This window comes from Chryseobacterium sp. 2VB, from assembly GCF_005503635.1.
GTDB classification, from domain to species: domain Bacteria; phylum Bacteroidota; class Bacteroidia; order Flavobacteriales; family Weeksellaceae; genus Chryseobacterium; species Chryseobacterium cupriresistens.
Window position 1 is genome coordinate 221,102 of record NZ_SCNC01000005.1, and the last position, 21,586, is coordinate 242,687.

Here is a 21,586-nt window from a genome sequence, read left to right on the forward strand (position 1 = left end):
GTGATTACATGATAAATAAAAATTTAATTATTTATAATTTTCCGCGGTAAATGTATTATTTTCATTTCCAAATTTATCGTGTAGATTAACCCAAAATCTAGAGGGAGGATAAGGAAAGGTCTTTACACCATACTTAGTTTCCCTAGTAAATGACTCCGATCTCAGAAGGATACATGTTTGTTTTGCTCTGCTAATACAAACATAACAAAGTCTTTGATCTTCATTTAGCGCAATTTCATTACCTATATTTAAATAATATGGGAAGTTTCCTTCCTCCATTCCTAATAATATTACGGCCTCAAATTCTAATCCTTTTGAGCTATGCCTGGTTGTAATAGTGACCTCGTTTTCGGGAGATCCAAGATTTGCAAATCTTTTTATCTCTGCATCTTTTAAATTGCGTAAGTTAGCTTCGTCTAATAGCTTATTTAAATTATCAACTTCATTTGGATACATCTCAGAATTACTAAGCGTCTCTTTAAGCTCTAATTGGTTTATAATATGGCTTAGCCATTCAAAACAATTATTACTTTCCAAACTATTAGCAAGTACTTTATAAAATCTTGTTTTTAAATATATTTCTTCTTTATCTTTCCTAGCATCATTATGATTATTTATTAATCTTCTCCAAAAATTAAACAATTCATCAAATGATTGTGTTTCTTTATCAATACTCCATTGGGCACAATCTTGTAACCATACAACAACTGCACTGTTTTCAAAACTCCATTTAACAATAAAGAAAGGGATTTCTTCTTGTTTCATAAAAGTTGCCATATGCTGAATTTGAGCATTAGAACTAGTTATAATTCCAATTTCATTTAGAGGAACACTTTTAGCTAACAAATTAGGAATTATCTTTTTTGCTACAATCTCATACTGAGGTTCCATCCCATTGTCACAAGTAATAAAAGTGAAATCAGCTATATCATCATTTCTTTTCCCTGCTATATATTTTGGATAAGGAGGAACTGGTTGCAATGCTTCAATGGAAGCGTCGATAATGTGTTGGGAGCTTCTATAATTTGAAACAAGATTAATAGTTTTTATATTATCATTTGACATTAGTTCCAATAAGAAATCTGGATACCCTCCGTTAAACCCATAAATAGATTGGTTTGTATCACCAACCGCATATAATTTTATTCCAGCGTTAAATACTAGTTCAAGCACCATTTCGTGTAATGCCTTACCTAAATCCTGGTACTCGTCCACTAATAGCCAAGGAAACTGACTTTTTAATGTTTCCCTAACATATTGCTGTTCATTTATGATTTTAGCAGATAAGTTGATAATGTTAATAAAATCTATAAACTCAGTCTCATTAATCTTAGCTTCATAAAGTTCCGCTCCTTTCGCAATGAGGTCAGTTGTGCCCATTTGAACCATACTGCGACCTCTTAGGGAAAGGGACCTGTGTTTATTGATATCAGCCAGAGATAATTGACGAGAATCCTCAACATTCAGTTCCTTAAGTACAGAATTGTAGAGATTATCCTTTATATCATCTGGGATAATTTTAATCGGGTATGCTACATTATATTGGGGATATAGATGCGCAAAAGGTTGGATAACATGCAATAAACTAAAGCTATGAACTGTTCCTATAAAGTCTTTGTTAGTAGGAATATAACCGTAAGCCCTTAATCTTTTCTTAAGCTCTCTAACAGATTCTCTGCTGTAACTAATACAAGCTAGTCCAGACGGTTTATTAATATGGCTTTTAGCAAGCGTTACAGCTTTTAAAGTTAATACACGAGTCTTACCACTCCCCGGACCTGCAACAATTACAGAACTCTCCATTGATTGATAAGCTTCGTACTGTTTAGCATCTTTTTTTATCAGCTCTAAATCTTGAAAAAATTGACTATTCATAAGACTCATTAACCTTTTGAATAATTGCTTCAATACCTTTGCCTATATAATCCGGAACTAATTCTAGAATAAGTTCTTCAGCTAATCGCTGGGCAAAACGTCCTTTGCTAATATTTCCCTCGATCTTTTTAAGAGCAGACCAATAATCTTTATTATCAAGTGCTCCTTCAAAATTCTCTTGCATTTCATCTCCTCCCGGCTTGAGCTCATCGTATACGGTTTTGAGTATTTCAATTCCTTCATCGCCTGAATTGTTCATCATATCAACTTCAAGAGTATATTCTCCTATAAAACCTCCTTTATCTCTTATTTCTTCTTCCTCTAATGTAGAGCCGTCTGCTATTATTCTAAGCATAGTAAGAATATTTACAATATTCTCATTTCCTTTGTACCCCCAAGACCTACCTGTATTTTGATCCATTATATGATAAACACGTTTGGTCTTATGATTTCCGTCTTCATCTGTATGTTCTTCAATTTCATAATAATCTCCATCTGTAAATAGCACCCATGGAATATTTAGTGCTTTAAGTAATTGAATGTATGGCCTAAAATTCGTAGAGTCGATATTACATACTACAATCCCATAATTATCTAATGGTGTATCCATTAAATCTGCAGCAGCAGGAATAAAATATTCCTCTGTAATACCCTCAGCCAAAATAACGCCTTTGCCAAAATAAATTTCTCCCCGCTTCGCATCGATATAACGCTCTATATCCTTTTTTTCTTTATCATCAAGGGATAAATTAGCTGTTGAGAAAGCTTTACTGCTTTCACTTACTTTTCGAATATGGACAATATAGTTTAGTGGCGTTACAGATGTAATATAAGTTGAATGAGAGGTAAATATTACTGAAGTATTACTGTTATGCAATACCTCTCGATAGATCAACCGCTGTAATGTTGGATGTAAATGCGCTTCTGGTTCTTCTACCGCTAAAATTGTAAATGCCTGATGTTTATAATTATGTTCATCCATAAAATCATACAATGATTCAACCTTGCCATCTTCAATTTCTTGCTTCAAGATATAGTTTCCTTTATCACTTACTTCATATAGCTCTGCTAATAATCCACCTCCATCTTCGGCCGCTAATGATTCAAATTGGGCAGGTTTTATAATGGGCAATATAGTTTTGTCTTTTAAAAGGAGTAACATTAAAGAGATATAAAGAATATTGGCCAGGCCTAAGCTTAATTCCGAGACAGATCTTTCCTTTAATCCCATATATACCTGCAATGTATATAGCAATCTTTCAGTATCAATGTCGAATGTTCTTAATGTAATTTGGTGATCAGTATGTAATCCAGACAATGTAGTGAACTGATTCGTAAGGACATTTTTTATATGTTCAATTTCATCGAGTTCAAGAATTCCCTTCGCTGCATATTTCAAAGCGTTCGATATTTCTTCAAGATGTTCAGAAGATATTTCATACTGTTTGACAAGTTTATACAATGGAGAGTTTTTGTTTGCTTTTAATTCTCGTTCAACATCTCTCAATGCCTTTATAACATAAATATTAATATAATTGCGGTCTTCATTAGTAAATCTTTTTTCTTCATTATTCCCTTTAAATAACTCGTATTTATAATTAATGATATTACCGAATTCATCAACATTAGGCTTAAACTTATAGGTGAATCTAAGAGTTGGAGGAGTATCTGATATTACTGCATCTACAAACTGGGCCTTAAGTTTACTATTATGTTCATACCCCCTTATTTCAAGATTAATTTCGATTACCTCACCATTTTCCATAGGAGACTCAATACTCTCATGAAAATCTTCAGGAAGTAATTCTCGATCAGTATCGGAATAACTTTTATCCAAGATTAATTGGATTGCTCTTAAAAAATTTGTTTTCCCAACATTATTCTCTCCAATAATCACCTGTTTGTGATCCAAAGCCACATCCACATCCAAAAAGTTTCGAAAATTTTTTATTTGTACTCTTGATATGTATGGATTTTTAAATTGTGCCATATTCTTATTTGATTTTTATTTATGATTAACCTCCACCTTACTCCTGCCGCTCTGGTGCTTGCTCACTTTGATCTGCACCGGGATCCGTTCCGTCATTTCCTGGACGTGCGAGATCACACCTACTTTTCGGCCCTGGTTGTGCAGGCGTTCGAGGGCATCCATGGCGATGTTGAGTGTATTGGGATCCAGCGAACCGAAACCTTCATCGATAAATAAAGATTCCACTTTCATGCGGCTGGATGACAGCGAGGCAAGACCTAAGGCCAAGGCCAGCGACACCAGGAAAGATTCCCCACCCGAAAGCGAGTAAACCGTACGCACCTCATCGCCCATATCCTGATCCACCACCTGGAGGCCCAGCGATGCCGGAATGCGTTCGATCCGGTAGCGGTTGGTCAAGGCTTGCAAATGGATGTTGGCATAACCCAATAGCACATCCAGGGTATATTCCTGGGCAATCTGCCGGAATTTCTTTCCATCGGCCGAACCGATAATCTCGTTGAGCTTGGCCCAGTTTTCGGTGACGGTTGCCTGCATTGCGATACTTTGCAGCAGTTCGCCAATCCTGTTTTTATTGACTTCATCCTGTTGCAATCGGAAACTATTTTCTCCTTTTTTGTGTTTCTTTTCTTCCTCTTCCAATTTAGCCGCAGCGTTGAGGGAGATGAGTTCTTCGAATGGGATTTGCGATGCACCATTTTGCTGATGACGTGCTAAAGCCTGTTGCCGTTCCATAAGAATGCTGTTGGCTTTGGTCAGTTCTTCATCAATGGCCAGTAATGCCTTGCGTTCGGTGTCTATCCAGTTGTTGCCCAGTGCCAGCAAATTATGAAGTGCTTCGAGGCTGAGTGGCTGATCATTCTTTTGGTTATACGCCTTCAGCCAATCCAACAGATTCTGTGAAGTTTTCTGTATTGTGGCTTCCAGTGTGCTTAAGGCGGTCGTGAGTTCCTCCTGCCGTGTAAGGGCTTTGGTATGATCGATGGCCAGTTGTTGTTGTCTGGCTTTAAGTTGGTCAAATATTTCCTGGGATTCGGTGATCGCCTGTTTCAATTGAAGTTCCTTGTCATCAGCGAGCTGCCCGGCAAACAGATCTTTACGTTGTTGACTCAGATCCAGGTACAATTCCTGTTGCGAGAGATTGATTTCCATTTTCCTTACGGCTTCTGATGCCAGTGCTTTTGCCTGGTGTCCCATTTCTTTCAGAGTCGCTTCCAGGACAGCTTTTTCTCGAGTACATTGATCCAGTTTTTCGGTATGGGCTTTCCATTGTCCGGCAAAAGTTGTAATACCATCTGTAAATGTAGCAGGGGCAGCTTTCCAGTTTTCCATCCAGCCGGTTGCGGAGAAATATGGCGAGAGAAGTGCTTCAATTCCTTTCAAATGGGTCGCAGCTACTTCTTGTTCGCGTTTCACCTGGTTTTGCTGTTCCTGAAACAAGGACAGGTTGTTCTGAATATCTTTGATTTGATTCGCCAGGCCGTCGGTATTTTCCTTCAGCAGATCCATCACGTTTTTAGCCGTTTCCAGCGCTTGTTTTTGGTTAGCGTAGGTTTGTAATTGGGTCAGCAGATCAGTTTGTTTTGTTTTAAAAGCCTGCAATTGGGTTTCGATCCAGGCTGCTTTTTCCGCATCGGTTATGGAAAGACTTTTTTTCGCCGCATCCGATTGTTCCCAGGCTTGTCTTTGGATCTCAAGGGCGGATTGTTTAGCCTGAAGATCTTCCTCTTGCCGTTGAATAGCGATTTGCAGGCGCTCGCATTCCTGCTCTAAGGCCTGATGTTTGCTATGGCTGGCCAGATAGATTTGCTCTTTTTCCTCATGGGCTTTTTCGAGTTGAGCCAAAATCTTTTCCAGTTGGGGATTTTCCACCACATAAGGATGGTGTGTGCTGCCACATACCGGGCAGGGTTCATGCTCGGTCAGTGCTTCCCTCAACGTTTCTACATTTTCTGCCGATGCCAGCCGGACCTGTTGCAGGAGTTGATCAGCCGTATCTCTTTCCGCCTTGATGACCGGCAGCTGTTGGTCCAGCTCTTGTAAAAGCACCTGTTTGTTTTGATGATCGGTTTGATCCTGTACTTGCTTCTGCTTTAAACTTTCGCATTCGGTCTGTGCATAATAGTACAGCTGCCATTGTGTCTGTGCCTTGATCAGATCTTCTACCTGAACGTCAGTTTCAGTTTTATTGCGGTTCAGGGTTTCAATCGGAATGGCCAGTAATGCTTTGGATTGGGCATTGCAGCTTTTTTGTTGATCTTCCAAAGCCTGCAACTGCTGTTTCCACTGCTGCTCAATATTGGCTTTTTGGGCTTCGGTAGTTTGGATTTTATTCTGTAACTGTGCTAAACTTGTCGCAGCATTTTGCAGCGCTTCCAACAGTTTTTGGGCATCTTCCAGTTTGGAGAGGATGAGGTCTTTATTTTCGGCAACCGGCTTTCGGGCAGCTTGTTCAGTCTGCCATTGGCTGATGGTTTCTATTTCTCCCAGCAGTGCAGCAAATGCTTCCTCTTTATTTTTAAGTATAGCCTGATGTTGCTGGTTAACTTCATTTGCTTTCTGAGCCTCTTCTTTCAGCTGGCTGACCTGCTCTTTTTTCTCCGACAGCAGCGTATCGAGCTTCCTTGCTTTTTCCAGTAATGGCTGCGCATCCGCAAGGGCTTTATGTTCAGCGGAAAGCTGATGGTCAGCTGCTATTAGCTGCTTTTCAAGTATTTCCTGTTGTACTTGCAGTGAAGCCAGGGTTTCCTTTAAAGAGATCAGCAGGGTTGATTTATCGATCTGTTGTGCTTGCGCTTGCTGTAAGGCATCTGCCCAGCTTCGGGTTTGCTGTACCTGTTCGACCGCATGTAATTTAAGGCTTCTCGGCAAAGCGGAAGTTTTGGTTTCAGCAGCTACTTGTAAGGCATTTTGCGCTTCATCGTTGCTTTGTTGAAAGTTGGTGAGTTGTTCGTACCATCCGATCCCGGCAGTGTATTTTTCGATCTCTGCTTCAAGGCTTTTGATCCGGCTTTCCAGCAGCTCCTGATCTGCAGATAGGACCTGCTGTTCTTCATCACTCAGGGTGACAATACCTTCTTTACGGGCATGGAGATCGCGTAGGTGTAATTCTTCGGCCTTGTATTTTTCAAAGATTTTCCGGGAGATTTCAGAATAAATATGGGTTCCCGTCAGTTTTTCGAGCAAAGAAGATTTCTCGTCGCGGTTGGCTTTCATAAAAGCGGTAAAGTCGCCCTGCGCCAGCAACACCGACCGGGTAAATTGCTCAAAATTCAAGCCGACCAATCGTGCGATTTCATTGAAGGTTTCTGCTTTTCTGCCGGGCATATCAACAGCGGTGCTAAGGTTTTTGAGCGTTATGGAATCAGACTGTATGCCTCCATCAGCACGGTTCCTGGCCCGTCTCACACTCCAGTTAGCGCGGTAATTTTGCCCGTCGATTCCTCTGAAATCGACTTCAGCAAATCCATCAGCCGTGCCGTCGCGCAGAATGCCCCGCACATCACCTTGGCTTAGCGTGCTGCCCTGTACATCTTGAATTTCAACGCCGGTTTCCCTGGCCTGGAGATAACGGGGTGTTTTACCGTATAAGGCCAGGCATAAAGCATCCAGGATTGTTGATTTTCCAGCTCCGGTAGCACCGGTAATGGCAAAGATCCCAGCAGAACATAAAGGCTCTTCCGTAAAGTTGATTTCGGTAACTCCTTCTAAAGAAGCTAAATTTTTAATGCGTATGGCAAGGATTTTCATCTTATTCGGCTTTATGGTTTACTTCCTGCACCACCTGCTGAAAGAGCTGCAACAGATGATCAGGAACTTCGCTGTTGTATCGGGACTGGTAGACTTTGCCGAATACATCAAGCGGCTGCAGTTCATTCAGCTTTTCAGGTGTGATCAGTTTCGGTGTTTCTTTAGTTGCACTCGGATATTGGACATCAATTTTCGCAAGCCTGACGCCTTTACCGGCTAGTGCTGTTTCTATTTTATGGCGCAAAGCGGGCTCAGGTCCTTCCAGCAAGACTCTCACTTGCAGATAAGGCAGGTTTTCCGGATTGGAATCGGCTAATGGCAATTGTTCCAAAAGGGAAATGACTTCATGCAAAGACCTATATTGAAGCGGGACCCTTTGCAGCGGCACAAACAGCGGGATTTCTACGGTTTTCAGATTGCTGATTTCCTGCTCAAGATCAAAAACAATCACCTGATGCTTGTAATGAATTTCGGAGAAAGACATCGGCAAGGGACTGCCCGAATAACGGATATGTTCCTTTCCACCAATTTTTTGTGCTTTGTGGATGTGTCCCAGCGCTACATACTTGATATCCTGATGAAAGGCCATGGCTGAAATGCATTCCACACCGCCCATGATCAGCCTTTCAGTTTTATCAAGATCAGTGACCTCTGCCTGTTGTGCATGCAGGTGTCCCATGGCAATGATTGGTTGGCCTTCCGATTTATGTTGTTCTGCATAGTTGAAAGCCTCCTGATATAAAACCGCCACACCTTCGGTATAAGGGTTGGCGCAGTCAGCAATGGCCGGATAGTCGCCCATACGCAGAAAAGGAATGGCCAGACACCAGGCTTTGATGGCTCCCGAAGCATCATTTATTTTAACAAGCAGTTTTTCGTAATCAATATTTCCCTCGGCATCTTTTTCTACTAAGCCGATAATATGAACATTAGAAGATTCCAGTAAAGGTTTCGGTGCTTCCAAACGTGCCGCCGAATCATGGTTACCTGCCGTAATGATAATTTGTAGACCTGGCAATAATGTTGTTGCCTGGTTGAGAAAACGATAAAACATCCGAACTGAGGCTGCAGATGGATTGGAACTATCAAAGATATCGCCGCTGATCAGCAGTACTTCGATTTTTTCAGCTACTAAAGTTTCTACCAGCCAATTTAGAAACTGCTGGTGTTCATAACTGCGGTCATATTCGTGAAACAGCTGACCAATGTGCCAGTCTGCAGTGTGTAGAAATTTCATAATACAGTTTTAGGATGGTTAATCTGTATCCCAATAAATTGGGGATACATAAAGACCTGACTTGTCTGTTAATCTCCGGACAAATCATTCCATACTTTTGATGAAGCAGACTGTTAAATTAAAGAGGATTGTGTATTTGGTTTTTCATGGTGAGAGTTATTAGTTGATGCAATTTAATAATTAATTCAAAACCACGAGTAAAATTCAAGCAATTTTGCATGCTCTTCATAAATTCTTTAAGCTTTATCAAAATATCTGGCTAAACTACTTATATAAAACAAGATGAGTTTACGGAAAACAGTAAGGAAATGACGTATATTTTTATACGGAATATACTTTATAACTCTTAATTTTAATCTGCTAATCCTAAATCCTCTCATTTTTACTAGAAGATTTTAGACAGATAAATACCCTTGCTAACCTATATTTCGTTAGATTTTTAAAATGCCTTTTGGGAGGAAATGTTTAGTTGAATTAGTCAAAATTTAATTCCAACAATTTATAAAATTGAATAACTTAAAACAGATTAAGCCATATTACCAATATTATATGCAGGAGGTAAAAATGTTACCAAGTTGGATTATGCAGATACAAGAGGATTACCAATCTATTACTCCTGTGATTGGGATTATGATGGCTTGTATGTAATTTACCCTTTGGTAAAAAGAAAATCCCCGGCATCCAATTATTTACTCCCAATGGATCTCCGAAAGGGATTGAAGGAACAGCACATAATAGTAAATGGGAAAATATCAAAAATAAAAATATAGACACTCTGTTAACTCCCAAACAATTGGGCATTATGAATGATTTAATCCGATGTAATCAATGGATAATAGAAGAGTCAAATGATTTAATAGATATGTTAAGAAAATAAAAATTAGCTTTATTTTATGTCATTCAGAAATGTTAAAAAGTTGTATCAGATGCTGTGCAGGACCCTTCTCTCAAAATACAAATGATAAAAATAAGTTTGAAGAATCTATGCTATATTTTGAAAAGCTTAAGTTGAAAATCTATCAAAACTAACTGAAAGATAAAGCAGTCTATAGATACTTAAATATCTATTGATGCTTCTTTTAAAATATCACTATCTATAATTTGACGATAAAACAGAATTAATGTTAAATAATGTAAGGTAATTTCAGGACGACACAAAGTAAAGTCTCAATCAAATTACTCAATCATAATTTATTGAAAAGACAACGCTCAAATGTTTTTATCCTTCTTCAGGTTTTCAATAAAATAGGAAGGAGTGAAACCTGTTATCTTTTTGAAATGGATTACAAAGACCTGGCTGGAAGCAAAGCCACATTCCTCTGCAAGGTAGGTAATCTTATATTCCCTGTAACGTGGGTCTTCTACGAGCTTATGAGTGATATAGCTGATCCTTAACCCATTTATGTAATCATTGAAACTTTTTTCTCTGTGGATTTTAATGATCTCTGAAAGATATGTAGTATTAGTGTTCAGTTGCCCTGCCAGATAAGGTAAGTTGATATTCTTCTTCAGAAATTTACCTGACATCTCAAACTTATCCAGCTTTTGTAGAATGGATTTTGCTGTCTCATCGGTAATGCTTACAAGTGATTTGCTTCCATTCTCGTTACTCAATTTCTGAAACTCTTTACGCTCGGCTTTCTGAGTGTTTTCTTCTCTTATTTTAGTGATCAGTTCATCATATTTTTTGTGGGAGAGTTTACTTTTTCTTCTCCAGTATGTCCAACCCGTCAAAGTGAATACAAGAAGGATCACCGCAGAAACTATAAATATACTCCTCACGGTATTCGTTTTTTCTTTTTCTTTATTCTCTATGATTATTTTTACAGGAGTATTAATCCCTCTTTTTTCAGCATTTATTATACTGTCATTGAGTTTCATATAAAAATCGGTATATTTCTTAGCATTTTGTTTATCACCTTTTGCTTCGCTAGCTCTATATAAGATTTCAAAAAGATCTCTTCTTACTTCTGGTAAATGACCTTCTTTTTCAAGTACAATCCCTCTTTTAGCATATACCATACTGCTGTCATATTTTTTCTGACTAAGGAAAAGCTTGGCCATTGAAGTGTGCGCCATAAGTGGAACAGGATTATTAAATTTATACTTTTTACAAATCACTAAAGCTTTATAGAAATAGTTCTGTGCTTCCTCTGTTTTTTTCTGCCGGGAACTTGTAGCTCCTAAGTTTACATAAATATTAGATAACTGCGCATTTTTTCTCATCGCAATATTCTTATTTGTCTCACTTAATTGTTGGATTGCCCATAATTGCTTTAGGTAATATTTTTTTACCTTATCCAAATTGGGAGCAGATTCCCCTTTCATTGTTTCAACATATGCCAACCCGTCATATATTGCACTCAACGTGTAATATCTTTTGTCTTTATCTTCAATCTTTAGACTGTGTTTTAATGCTCTATTCAAACAATTTTCAGATTCATCGAGAAGACCTAAATATGAATACGAAGATGCTAGATTTGAATAGTTTGCAGAAATAAAAAACTCATCTTTTATATTCTTGACCAATTCCTCATTTTCTTGACCTAATAAAGTCGCCTCTTTGTATTTTCCGCTTCCGTTAAAAGCTAACATCAGAAATATATTGCAGCGGAATACACCATAATCATAGTCAATTTTTTTTGCTTTTTGCTTCGCTTTTTGCGCCTCTTTAATGAGCAATGGAGTATTTCCGGAGAACTCTAATTGGCTAAGTTCGCGGATTTCTTTTTTTCGAAAGCTATATTCCGCTTTCAATTGTTCTTTATTAGTATTAGAGCAAGAAATTCCGAAAATCAGTAACAATAGAAAATAAAAGTTTTTAGACATAATTCTTAAATCTGTTTAATACAATTTAATATTTTTTTCAATTTTATCTACAAAGAGTAAATGTTCTCATAATTCTGGAAAACATTTCTTAAGCAGATCCATTTTCTTGCTGTACTGATTGCAGACTAGGGGTAAAAAGAAAAAAGACAGAGAATACATAGAAAAATAATTTCATGAAAAATAAATTAGTAAGTTGAAGTTATTTCATTTGGTAATACAAATGTATAGATTCCTTTCTCTTTAAGTCATATTTTTAATAGAATATTTTAATTATTTATTCCAATCTTTTGCAGCAATAACTATCTGATTAATTACTACTTACACTATAAAAAACACTTCACAAATATTTCTATCAATTTAAACCAAATTACTTGGCATAAATTAAATATTGCTTCCATAATTGTTTTGCACCAACTAGGAAACCTCAATTACATTTGCGTCATAAATCATGAGAAAGAACTTAATCTATTACCTTTAACCCTTACCCCTCATTCAGGTTTTACTACAACTTTCATAAGTGACTTTAATATTTGATTAAGCAGGGAGATCATACCTTCCCTTCTTTTAAAAAAAACAATAACACAATCAATATAGATCAACCTTTAAAACCCAAATCAAACATGAAAATTTATTTATTCTTAGGAGCTTTAAGCTTCTCAATGCCTCTCTTCTCTCAAGTAGGCATTAATACTGAAACTCCAAAAGCCACACTTGATGTAGTGGGAAAACCAACAGAACCTACTGCCCTAGATGGCATCCTCGCACCAAGGCTTACAGGTGATGAGTTGGCTACCAAAACGTATACCACAGCTCAAACAGGGGCCATTATCTATGCTACAGCATCAGCAGCTTCCCTTTCTGGACAGGTAGTAAATGTAGATGCAGCGGGCTATTACTACTTTGATGGATCAATGTGGCGGGTATTCACTGGATCGGGGCCGTCTAGTACACCAGACATAAATATCTATAAAGACAATGGCACACTGACATCGGATCGGACTGTCACACAGGACGGAAAATTTTTGAGATTTTCAAACATACAGAATACAACTTTCAATAATGGGTCTGGTGGATTAGTTCAAAGCTCAGGAAGTGGAAGTAGGGCTTCAATAGGGTTAACAAATAATGGAGCTAGTCAATTTCAATTGTATTCCGACACCAATAGCGCTACGCAGATGTATGCTTTGGGTGCTTCTACTGCACTTAATATAGGAACACATTTAAATTCTGGATCGGCAGCGCCGATTCGATTTATCACAAGCGCAGGAGGAGGTGCTGCGGGGAATGAAAAGATGATTATTACAGGAGGGGGAAATGTGGGTATAAGCAGTAATACCCCTACAGAAAGATTTGATGTTAGTGGCATTGCCCGGTTTAGAAGCCTTCCGCTAAATGGTGCTGCAAATGCTATCTATACAACCCCTGGAGGTACAGCATCTACTACCCAAAACCAAACTTTTACTGCTGCCAGAACAGTAGTTGCAGATGCAAATGGTGTGCTTGGATATGTTGAAGGAGTGCCAACAGATGCAGGAACATCAAAAGTACTTGTACTTGCAAATGCACCAGGAACACAGAATGTGCAAGGGCAATTTATTCCTAATGCTGCCATTGGTCAGTTTACAAACGAAGGCCTCGATATTCATAATGCATGGACGAATAATGTTTTTACAGTTCCATCTGGTATGGATGGAGTCTACATAATAGTCATGCAAAATTCTAATAGACATACAAGTACGGGAACAGCAACACCTACATGGCATACAGCGGCGTATTATGAAAGAAGTACTGATGGAGGAACAAGCTGGAGTACAATGATAAAACATACTTATTCTGATCTTGCTGGTACTATTGTAGACAATGGCAATACTTTATACTGGACAGGATTTTTAAATTCCGGAGACAGAGTAAGGGTTCGTTTCAGCTGTAATGCTACTACCAATAATATTGTAGACTACGGAGGTATTTCCATCACTAAACTGGCTCAGTAAGGCTAAAATAAAATTGTTAATTTACAACCTAACCATCAAAAGTAAGGAAGAAGTGGTATCATTACTTGTCTTTACTTATAGCTTATTTGTATGGTTATTTATCAATATACTGCCCGGTAAATTAGGACTAGCCAACTTCAATGTCAGTATTTCAATGAAGGACGTCACAGAAAGTGTTCTTATCTATTTGGGTATTCCTTTTCTGACCAGCTTCCTAAGCTAATATATCTTAGTTAAATCAAAAGGTATAGAATGGTACAATAGAAAATTTGTACCCACAATAAACCGCAGTTGATATGTTGGCTCTAGATAAGGATGATGTAACGGATTGTTTGATGGGTACCGGAATTAATTAACCAAGCAAAATGCATTTCAGGAATTTCGTGAACATGACGGATTTCTTACATGTAGAAACGACGAGGGTCAAAATACGCGGATAAGTGCAGCAATGATTACCAAAATACATCCGAGTAATTGGAGGGATTCAGATTATTGGATTTTTGAAAATGAAATGGCAATACTTCCTATAAATTTAAGGAATTCATCACTAATCACCAGATTTATTCAAGATGGTATAATTTATAGAACCAGCGGGAAATCCTTTAGTGATATCATTGTTTACTGAAATGATCTTACCGACATTGAGATCGATTTGAAATGTCTTTTCAATTATTAATGAGTTATTTTTAGAATATCACTACCTTTGTAATAAATATTATTAGTTTGTGGGATTCTGTTACCCCATTGTCCCTCAGAAAGCATAAATATCTGTTTATCAGTTATTTTTACTTTTTGTATCGGGAAATAGATACAACCTTCTTTACCATATTTTAAGAATTTTGAATTCGAAATATAAAACAGCCTTTTTTGAGGCTGTTTTTTTGTTTATTGAATTTCCTGTTCGTGGTTTCTGAGCTTTGGAGCTTTATTACTGACTCAAAGTCAGGAGACTGTGCCAGCGGGGTTTTGTCACAATCAGTTTGAATTAAAAGAAATAGCCAACGGAAAGATTTTTGTTTATCAACTAGATTTTACAGATGATGATATACCTTGTAATCATTCCCTATACACCGAAGGAAACTAAAACTCTCTGACAATAAACTAACTTCTGAAAAACTTTAAACAATTTCATTGAAAAAAACATTAAAAATTCATTATATAATGATTTTTTTAAAGCAAATATATGTCATAAATAAGATATTTAATCATTAAAACAATTTCACAATGAAAAGAATTGAAATTGATTCTAAATTGGTCTATTTTCGCAACTATAACCAAATATAAAAAAACAAATGTTGACAAAAATTATAAAACTATTTTTCTACTTTGCCTTTTTGTATGCATATACACAAAATAATGCAACTCGTTTTTTTTATGAGCTAACCTATAAACCTAAAAAGGAATCTTCAAAAACTGAAAAGGCAATTGGAATTTTAGATATTGCTGAAAAAGTATCAATATATAGAGATTATAATTTAGTTGCTCAAGATTCAATTTTAATTCAAGCGGCTGAGAAAATGCATAAGTCAGGGGTTTTTTATGATATTGGAAAAACAATGAAATGGCCTGCTTTCACTTTTAAAATTAAAAAAGAGTATCCTGAAATGAAAACTATTTTAATAGATGGTATTTCTCAAAAATACTTTGGATACATTGATACTTCTCCCCAAAATTGGAAAATTGAAAATGAAATGGATAAAGTTACTGGGCTTTCTGTTCAGAAGGCAATTTTAGATTTTGGAGGAAAAAAATGGATTGCATGGTTTACAAATGAAATTTCTTTTCAAGATGGACCGTATAAATTTCATGGGCTTCCAGGATTAATTGTAAAAATAGAAGATGTTGACAAAAATTATTCATGGGTGCTTACTGGAGTAAAAAAAATATCAGATTTTTCAGAGTTAAGTTTTACAGAAAAAATATCTGGTTTTAATGATGTAAATATAATTTCAAAAGATAAATTTGAGAAAGCTTACAATGCATTTCGAGAAGATCCGTTTGCAGAAGCAAGGTCAAGAATAACACCCCAGATGAGAACTCAAAAAATGCGTGGAAGTGATATAACTGTTGGAGATCTTCTTAAGCAACAAGAAGAAAGGGTAGATAAGTTTTTTAAATCAAATAATAACCCAATAGAAAATAATTTAACAAACAAATAAAAATGAAAGTAATATTAATATTCCTATTATTTCCTATTTTTTGTTTAACTCAAAACAAAAAGGATATAGGTAAAGATTTTGTAGAAGGTCTTTATAGTAAAGAAATTGAAAAATCTTATTCTTATCTTGACTCTTCTATAACAACTAAATTTAGCTTGGATCAGTTAAAAACTACACTAAGAGATGTAGGGTATCAATTTGGTAATTTTAAAGGAATTACAGAAATTAATAATGAAGGAAGTGTGTATTATTACTATTGTGATTTCGATAAAACTAAAATTGATATGCAAGTTGCCTTTAATAACTCCAATAAAATTGTTGGTTTTTATTATGTCCCGCATAAAGATTTTAGTTCAGGTAATATTTCAAAATAAAACATTTAACATAAACACAGTCAATTAAAATTAACTATAAAATACTTATCATGAAAAAAATTAGAACTATTGCGCAAAGCCCAGTGTTTATCCTTATGTTGTTATTTAATTTTATTTATGTCAACGCAAATAAAAATACAATAATTTCAGAACAGGTAAAATCAGAACAAAAAAGTGGGGAAGAAATTTTTAAAGGATTGTTTTTCTTACAAAACGAAGTTGCTGATAATGTTGAATCTTTAAAAAATGTTAAAACTCAAATAGTAAATTCAGCTAATTCTAAACAAACATTACGGAATTTAAAAAATTTAAGTGAGGAATCTTCAAAATTTATTAAAGAAAAATATCCAAACTTCTTTGATAAATTACAGAAAGCTATGTACTCTGGTAATTTATATGAAATTGATAAATACCTTAAAGAATCTGTTGTACTTGTGGAACAAGCTGGTTTAGCTTCTGATAAATATTCAGGACTATTTACTTTTAGTAATGCTATTAAAAATAATGATAAATTAAGAAATCAAATTCTTAGCTTAGATTTGAGTAATCCGAAAGATTCACAAGCATTAAATGATATATTGAATGATTATGCAATAAAAGAAAATATTGCTTCACTTTGTACTTTAGCGGGTGCTTTTTGCGTATTTTATGCTGTCGCAGCAGCAGTATCAATAGCTGTTGCAGCGTATAGTCTAATTACAAAAATGGCATATTGGGATCCTATAGAATCCTTGTCGAATTTGGAACCTTCCAAACAATTAAGTAAGGATCTTCTAGTAAGTCAGTTGAATACTTATTTTAAAGGATAATGGGAAATAACTTTTCTAATTATAAAAAAGTTATTTGGGGATTTTGGATTTTTATTATCATTAACATTTTTTTTTCTTCTCTCAAAACTCAAGTAGTTTTGGGAGAGAAATTAAAAATGCAAATAAGTACTTTATTTCCTGAAGGGTGGAGTTTTTTTACTCGTGATCCACGAGAACCACTTTTAGAAGTTTATAAAATTGAAAATAATAAATTATTATATATTCCCTTATCTAATTCTTCTAAAGAAAATTGGTTTGGATTTTCAAGGAAATCAAGAGTTCAGGGATATGAAGCTTCAATTATAGTTTCAGAGGTTCCATCTAAATTATGGATAGAGAACACAGGAAATAACTATGAAAACCACATAAATGATGTTGCTTTTAGTGTTAAGTCTAAAAGATCAAATAATTATTTTAAAAAGGGATTGTACTTGTTTATTCTTAAAAAGCCAATACCTTGGGCTTGGGCAAATGAAAATCAAGAAAAATTCACTCCATATTCATCTATTAAGATTAACCTGAATTAATTAAATGTCATCTTTTTCAAAAATATATACAACGAATGTCTTGCAATTTGCAAGATTCTTTTTAGCGTTAAGTCTTTTTTTAACATTAATGTGTACACCCTTTAAGGATCTTTTTCCTGAATTTCATATAGTAAAATTGAAAAATAATTTAAGAGAATTATCTTTTTTAAATTATTATTTATGGTTTACTAATATCAAAATTCCTTACATTATAACTTTATTCATTTTGGCATTAGTCATTTTAGGAATTTACCCAAGGTTTCTGGCAATTTTACATTGGTGGGCTACATATTCCACTTTTTATACAATGTTTATAATAGAAGGAGGAGATCAAATTAGTGTAATAGTTACATTGCTTTTAATTCCAATATGTATTTTAGATAAAAGAAGATTCGGATGGAGTAAATTATCTTTTCCTATTTCTACTAATAAATATCTTCTATATTTTTCCTATACTACTTTTATAGTTATACAAATTCAATTATGCATACTTTATTTAAATGCTGGAGTAGCAAAACTCTCAGTATCGGAATGGGTTGATGGAACAGCAGTGTATTATTGGTTTAACAATAATATTTTTGGGGCTCCTGAATATATTAGGGTTCTTTTAGGTGGTCTGTTTACTAATAATTTAACTGTCTCATTAATAAACTGGTCGGTGATAATATTAGAAATTATGCTTTTTGTAAGTTTTTTTCTTGAACAAAAATTTAAATATGTGTTATTTTTTATAGCATTTATTTTTCACTTTTTCATATTTCTAATTCATGGTTTAGGAACATTCTGGATTTCAATGACTGGTTGTTTGATTTTATTTTGTTTTAACCCTACTATATCTTTTAAGCAGAATCTTATTGAAATTAAGAAAATACTATTCTATAAAAAGCATTTGTCAATACAAAAAATATAATTATGAAAAAGCAATATTTAAAATTCCCTGTTTTATTACAGTATTTATCTGTTATTCAATTTATTGTAGTACTACTGATTTGCCTAAAAGGCAATCAGCCTCTTAATACTATTTATTTTATTTCTATTCTTTCTTTATTTGTTATTTCAATACTGTTATTTTCTAAACTCACAATTATTATTACAGATGATAACATGAAATATTCATTTTTCCCATTTTTACCTTTTTTTAAAACTATTAAAAAGAATGAAATAAAAAAGGCTTACATAGGAAATGCAAATGATTTTTATAGTATGATAGGCTGGGGTATAAGATATTCAAAAAAATATGGAGTAGGTTATATATTAGATTCAGAAAAAGTTATTTATATAGAATTAATAACGGGGAAAAAAGTTATATTGAGTATTAAAAATGAAAATGATTTCTCATCATATTTAAAATAATGTGATAATATTTTATATTTAAAGAAATACTTCAAAGAGGGTGTCTGGATTTTTTGGACACTCTTCCTCTATTACGAGGTCGTCTTAATTTTTTAAATTTCCGTCAGTCCGTGCGAATTCTTTACAAAAACAACAGAAGTATGTAGTTTTTTATTGAAAAACAGTCATTCTACTTTCTAAAATATCATTTACTTTGAAGAGAAACACAAAGTACAAAATCTAAAAACCGATGTTCTCTAATTTTAAAACTAAAATCAATATCAGAGTACCAAAAAAAATCATTGTAGAATCCTTTTAAAATGAGTTAATACAAACTACGGAGAATCAACAGGAGAACTAACATATGATGGTTACTAATCGTGATACTACTTGCTGTAGATCCGCATAAACAAGCAGTAGTTTACTTTCTGTATCGGTAAGTAAATTCAATCCTTTCAAAATTTCACCCCAAAAAATATAAAACAGCCCTTTCCAAGGCTGTTTTTCATTTATTAAAACCTCTTCAACAAAAAATAGCGAAAAAGGGTAATTTCCTGATAATAGTCTACACGGTAACTTTATCAAAAAATAAGTATCATGGACGCAATTATTAAAAAACTATCCATTTTAAGTGTACTGATTTCACTGATGAGTTTCTGTTCCTTCCTGTTGGCACAGGTTTATCCAATCGGGCAGATGTTTTTGACTACTTACAGTCAGTCTTTTACCATGTACAATACAGGAGTGATTGTTCAGGATGGCAATCCGGGAAATGCCGGCCAGGCCGTATATGATCAGACCGGAATTAATTATTTACTCTTGCCGTCTGCCATTCCTTATCAAAAGGCTTTTTTCCTGGATTTTAATAAAAATATTATAGAGCTGGATTACAGATACGGATACCGCGTTGTAGGTTATTCCAATATTCCAGTTCCTCCACCGCCGCCTATGTATCTGCCAAAGCCTACGTATGATCATCAGATAGGAATTGAAACCGCTGACGGATTAAGACCGTTACCCACCCAGATTATTGACGAGCAAAAACCTTATGGGGATGTCATGATGACCAGTGAGCAGAATGCCGTGGACTGTTATAAAAATTCTTTGAATTTTGACGGATCCTTAAACCAGTTGAAATTCGGGGACTGTATGGTAACGAATATGGCAGGACAGAAAGAACTTGAAATTTATAAATGTGCCAAAAACTCAGCTACCATGGAAGAACAGAGTCTTTGTATGCTCAGTATTTTAGGCGGTTCAAAAGAAAAACAAATTACCCGGGATATGTTGAAGTGCTATAAAGAATATGGCGGCAATTATGAAATGTATCCCCTTTGTTTTGCTGATAAAGTCAATGATCCTGAACTCAAGCAATTAGTTTCCTGCTTTAAAGATCAGGCCAACAGTGGAGAAATATCTTTCATGGGAACTGCGGTTTGTTATGGTGCAAGTAAACTTAATCTGAATACAGAAGCCCAGATAGCCGTTGAGTGCGCGGTAAGCACCGGAGGACAGCCGTATGCATTTGCAGGATGTGCGGGCGGCCAGTTAACCTATCGTGAATTAAATAAATGTCTAACAAACGGAGTTGGCGGTGATAATGGATGTTTCGGAAAAAATAATACGATTGTTAAAGGCTTAAATCAAATTGGAGATGCTTTAAAAAGTCAGTTTGGTCCTAATAACGATATCGTCAAGACATGGAATACGACCGTTCATGATTTACAATACGGCCCCGGAAAAAATCATGAAGCGGTGAAAGTGGTTAGAAACATAAGCAACGAACTGGGAAAAGCGGGAACTAATGTAGCTAAAGAAATAAAAAAGGTAGTGCCCAAAATAAAAATAAAATGGTAAAGCTGATCTTCTGAAAATAAATAACTGATATGTAACTCAGTCTATCAATTATGAAAATCCAATATCCTGAAGATGTTGGATTTTTCATAACCTCATTGATTTCGATGCAAATTGAATTAACAAATCAGGAGAAGCCTGTATTCACCGTCATTTTCCACAGGTGCCCTGTGAATACAAGGCAAAGCGGATTGCTCAGGATGATCTACTGCAATACGCCAAAGATGGCCAATTCCTAAATTGACAGGCTCTGCATCGGGCTTAGGATGATAATGAAGATCAAAGAAATACTCTTTCAGGAAGTCTTCAAATTCGTCTTCAGTGCCGTCATGTAATTTTTTGAGCTGTTCCCGGACTTCAGGAATTACAATTTTCTGTTCCACCTGATCATTAGCGATGATATCACTCGCTGTTCCGTGATAAGTGCATAGAAAAGTATCTGTTGCAACAGGCGAACGGTCTACATGATACGAGTATACATCCGTTGAAATAAAACCGAGCTCTTCGTCCCGCTCATAATTTTTAAGCAAATTAAGAACCGGAGAAGCTCCAAAATCTGTCAATAACCGCAGGTCATTTAAAATAATTTCTCTCGCCATACTCCCCTCTTCTGACAATTCCAATGCTAAAAGATCTTCGCCGGAAACTTCTGTAATATCATCTTTCAGCTGAAGCTTTGTGACGATTTCTTTAAAGTCACCCACTAAATTCCTATGCCAGCAAATGGCATTCATAACACCTTGAAAACGGGTATTGACAAGTTCAGAAAAAGAAGAAACCACCTCAATTTGATCATGGCCGGAAAATGCAGTGCTCATAGGTTGGAATAAACAGTTTAGCTGCTTAATTCTGCACAAAA

At 35.5% G+C, this 21,586-nt stretch carries 14 protein-coding genes and 1 pseudogene; 9 read left to right on the forward strand and 6 right to left on the reverse strand.

Going from position 1 to position 21,586, the window contains the following annotated elements; all coding sequences use genetic code 11:
* Positions 1–27: 27 nt before the first annotated feature.
* The 5 genes from FFS26_RS07605 to FFS26_RS07625 form a co-directional block, all read right to left on the reverse strand.
* Entirely contained in the window at positions 28–1,875 is a 1,848-nt protein-coding gene (locus FFS26_RS07605; protein WP_171006262.1) for a UvrD-helicase domain-containing protein, read from the reverse strand.
* Positions 1,868–3,865, reverse strand: coding sequence for an ATP-dependent nuclease (locus FFS26_RS07610; RefSeq protein ID WP_137904727.1), 1,998 nt, complete (start codon positions 3,863–3,865; stop codon positions 1,868–1,870). Before FFS26_RS07610 ends, FFS26_RS07605 begins: the two co-directional genes overlap by 8 nt.
* A 15-nt stretch (positions 3,866–3,880) precedes the next feature.
* A complete protein-coding gene (locus FFS26_RS07615) occupies positions 3,881–7,615 on the reverse strand; it encodes an AAA family ATPase (RefSeq protein WP_137904728.1) in 3,735 nt (1,244 codons plus the stop codon).
* Position 7,616: 1 nt separating this feature from the next.
* Complete coding sequence (locus FFS26_RS07620) at positions 7,617–8,852, reverse strand: exonuclease SbcCD subunit D (protein WP_137904729.1); 1,236 nt, start codon at positions 8,850–8,852, stop codon at positions 7,617–7,619.
* Positions 8,853–10,061: 1,209 nt separating this feature from the next.
* Positions 10,062–11,681 (reverse strand): AraC family transcriptional regulator, encoded by a 1,620-nt coding sequence (locus FFS26_RS07625; protein WP_137904730.1) that lies wholly within the window; start codon positions 11,679–11,681, stop codon positions 10,062–10,064.
* Positions 11,682–12,301: 620 nt separating this feature from the next.
* On the opposite strand from FFS26_RS07625, the gene FFS26_RS07630 reads away from it, so the two are divergent.
* The 9 genes and pseudogenes from FFS26_RS07630 to FFS26_RS07670 all read left to right on the forward strand — a co-directional run bounded on the left by FFS26_RS07630 (position 12,302) and on the right by FFS26_RS07670 (position 20,730).
* Complete coding sequence (locus tag FFS26_RS07630; RefSeq protein ID WP_137904731.1) at positions 12,302–13,672, forward strand: hypothetical protein; 1,371 nt, start codon at positions 12,302–12,304, stop codon at positions 13,670–13,672.
* A gap of 76 nt (positions 13,673–13,748) precedes the next feature.
* Positions 13,749–13,958, forward strand: a pseudogene (locus FFS26_RS22760) (arsenical-resistance protein); the annotation flags it as partial.
* A gap of 1,006 nt (positions 13,959–14,964) precedes the next feature.
* A complete protein-coding gene (locus tag FFS26_RS07640) occupies positions 14,965–15,831 on the forward strand; it encodes a GLPGLI family protein (RefSeq protein ID WP_137904732.1) in 867 nt (288 codons plus the stop codon).
* Positions 15,832–15,833: 2 nt separating this feature from the next.
* Positions 15,834–16,205 carry a DUF3887 domain-containing protein gene (locus FFS26_RS07645; RefSeq protein ID WP_137904733.1) on the forward strand — a complete coding sequence of 124 codons (372 nt, stop codon included), beginning with the start codon at positions 15,834–15,836 and terminating at the stop codon, positions 16,203–16,205.
* Positions 16,206–16,255: 50 nt separating this feature from the next.
* Positions 16,256–17,014, forward strand: a complete 759-nt coding sequence (locus FFS26_RS07650; protein WP_137904734.1) for a hypothetical protein — start codon at positions 16,256–16,258, stop codon at positions 17,012–17,014.
* Positions 17,014–17,541, forward strand: a complete 528-nt coding sequence (locus tag FFS26_RS07655) for an SdpA family antimicrobial peptide system protein (protein WP_137904735.1) — start codon at positions 17,014–17,016, stop codon at positions 17,539–17,541. The genes FFS26_RS07650 and FFS26_RS07655 overlap by 1 nt, the downstream gene beginning before the upstream one ends.
* A gap of 4 nt (positions 17,542–17,545) precedes the next feature.
* A complete protein-coding gene (locus FFS26_RS07660; RefSeq protein WP_171006263.1) occupies positions 17,546–18,451 on the forward strand; it encodes a hypothetical protein in 906 nt (301 codons plus the stop codon).
* A gap of 2 nt (positions 18,452–18,453) precedes the next feature.
* The gene (locus tag FFS26_RS07665; RefSeq protein WP_110010558.1) at positions 18,454–18,894 is read left to right on the forward strand and encodes a hypothetical protein; all 441 of its coding nucleotides are present in this window, start codon (positions 18,454–18,456) and stop codon (positions 18,892–18,894) included.
* A gap of 576 nt (positions 18,895–19,470) precedes the next feature.
* On the forward strand, positions 19,471–20,730 hold the full coding sequence (locus FFS26_RS07670) for a hypothetical protein (protein WP_137904737.1): 1,260 nt from the start codon (positions 19,471–19,473) through the stop codon (positions 20,728–20,730).
* A 116-nt stretch (positions 20,731–20,846) separates the two neighbouring features.
* Here the strand turns inward: FFS26_RS07670 and FFS26_RS07675 are convergent, their stop codons facing one another.
* Entirely contained in the window at positions 20,847–21,545 is a 699-nt protein-coding gene (locus FFS26_RS07675; protein ID WP_137904738.1) for a DUF1826 domain-containing protein, read from the reverse strand.
* Positions 21,546–21,586 lie beyond the last annotated feature (41 nt).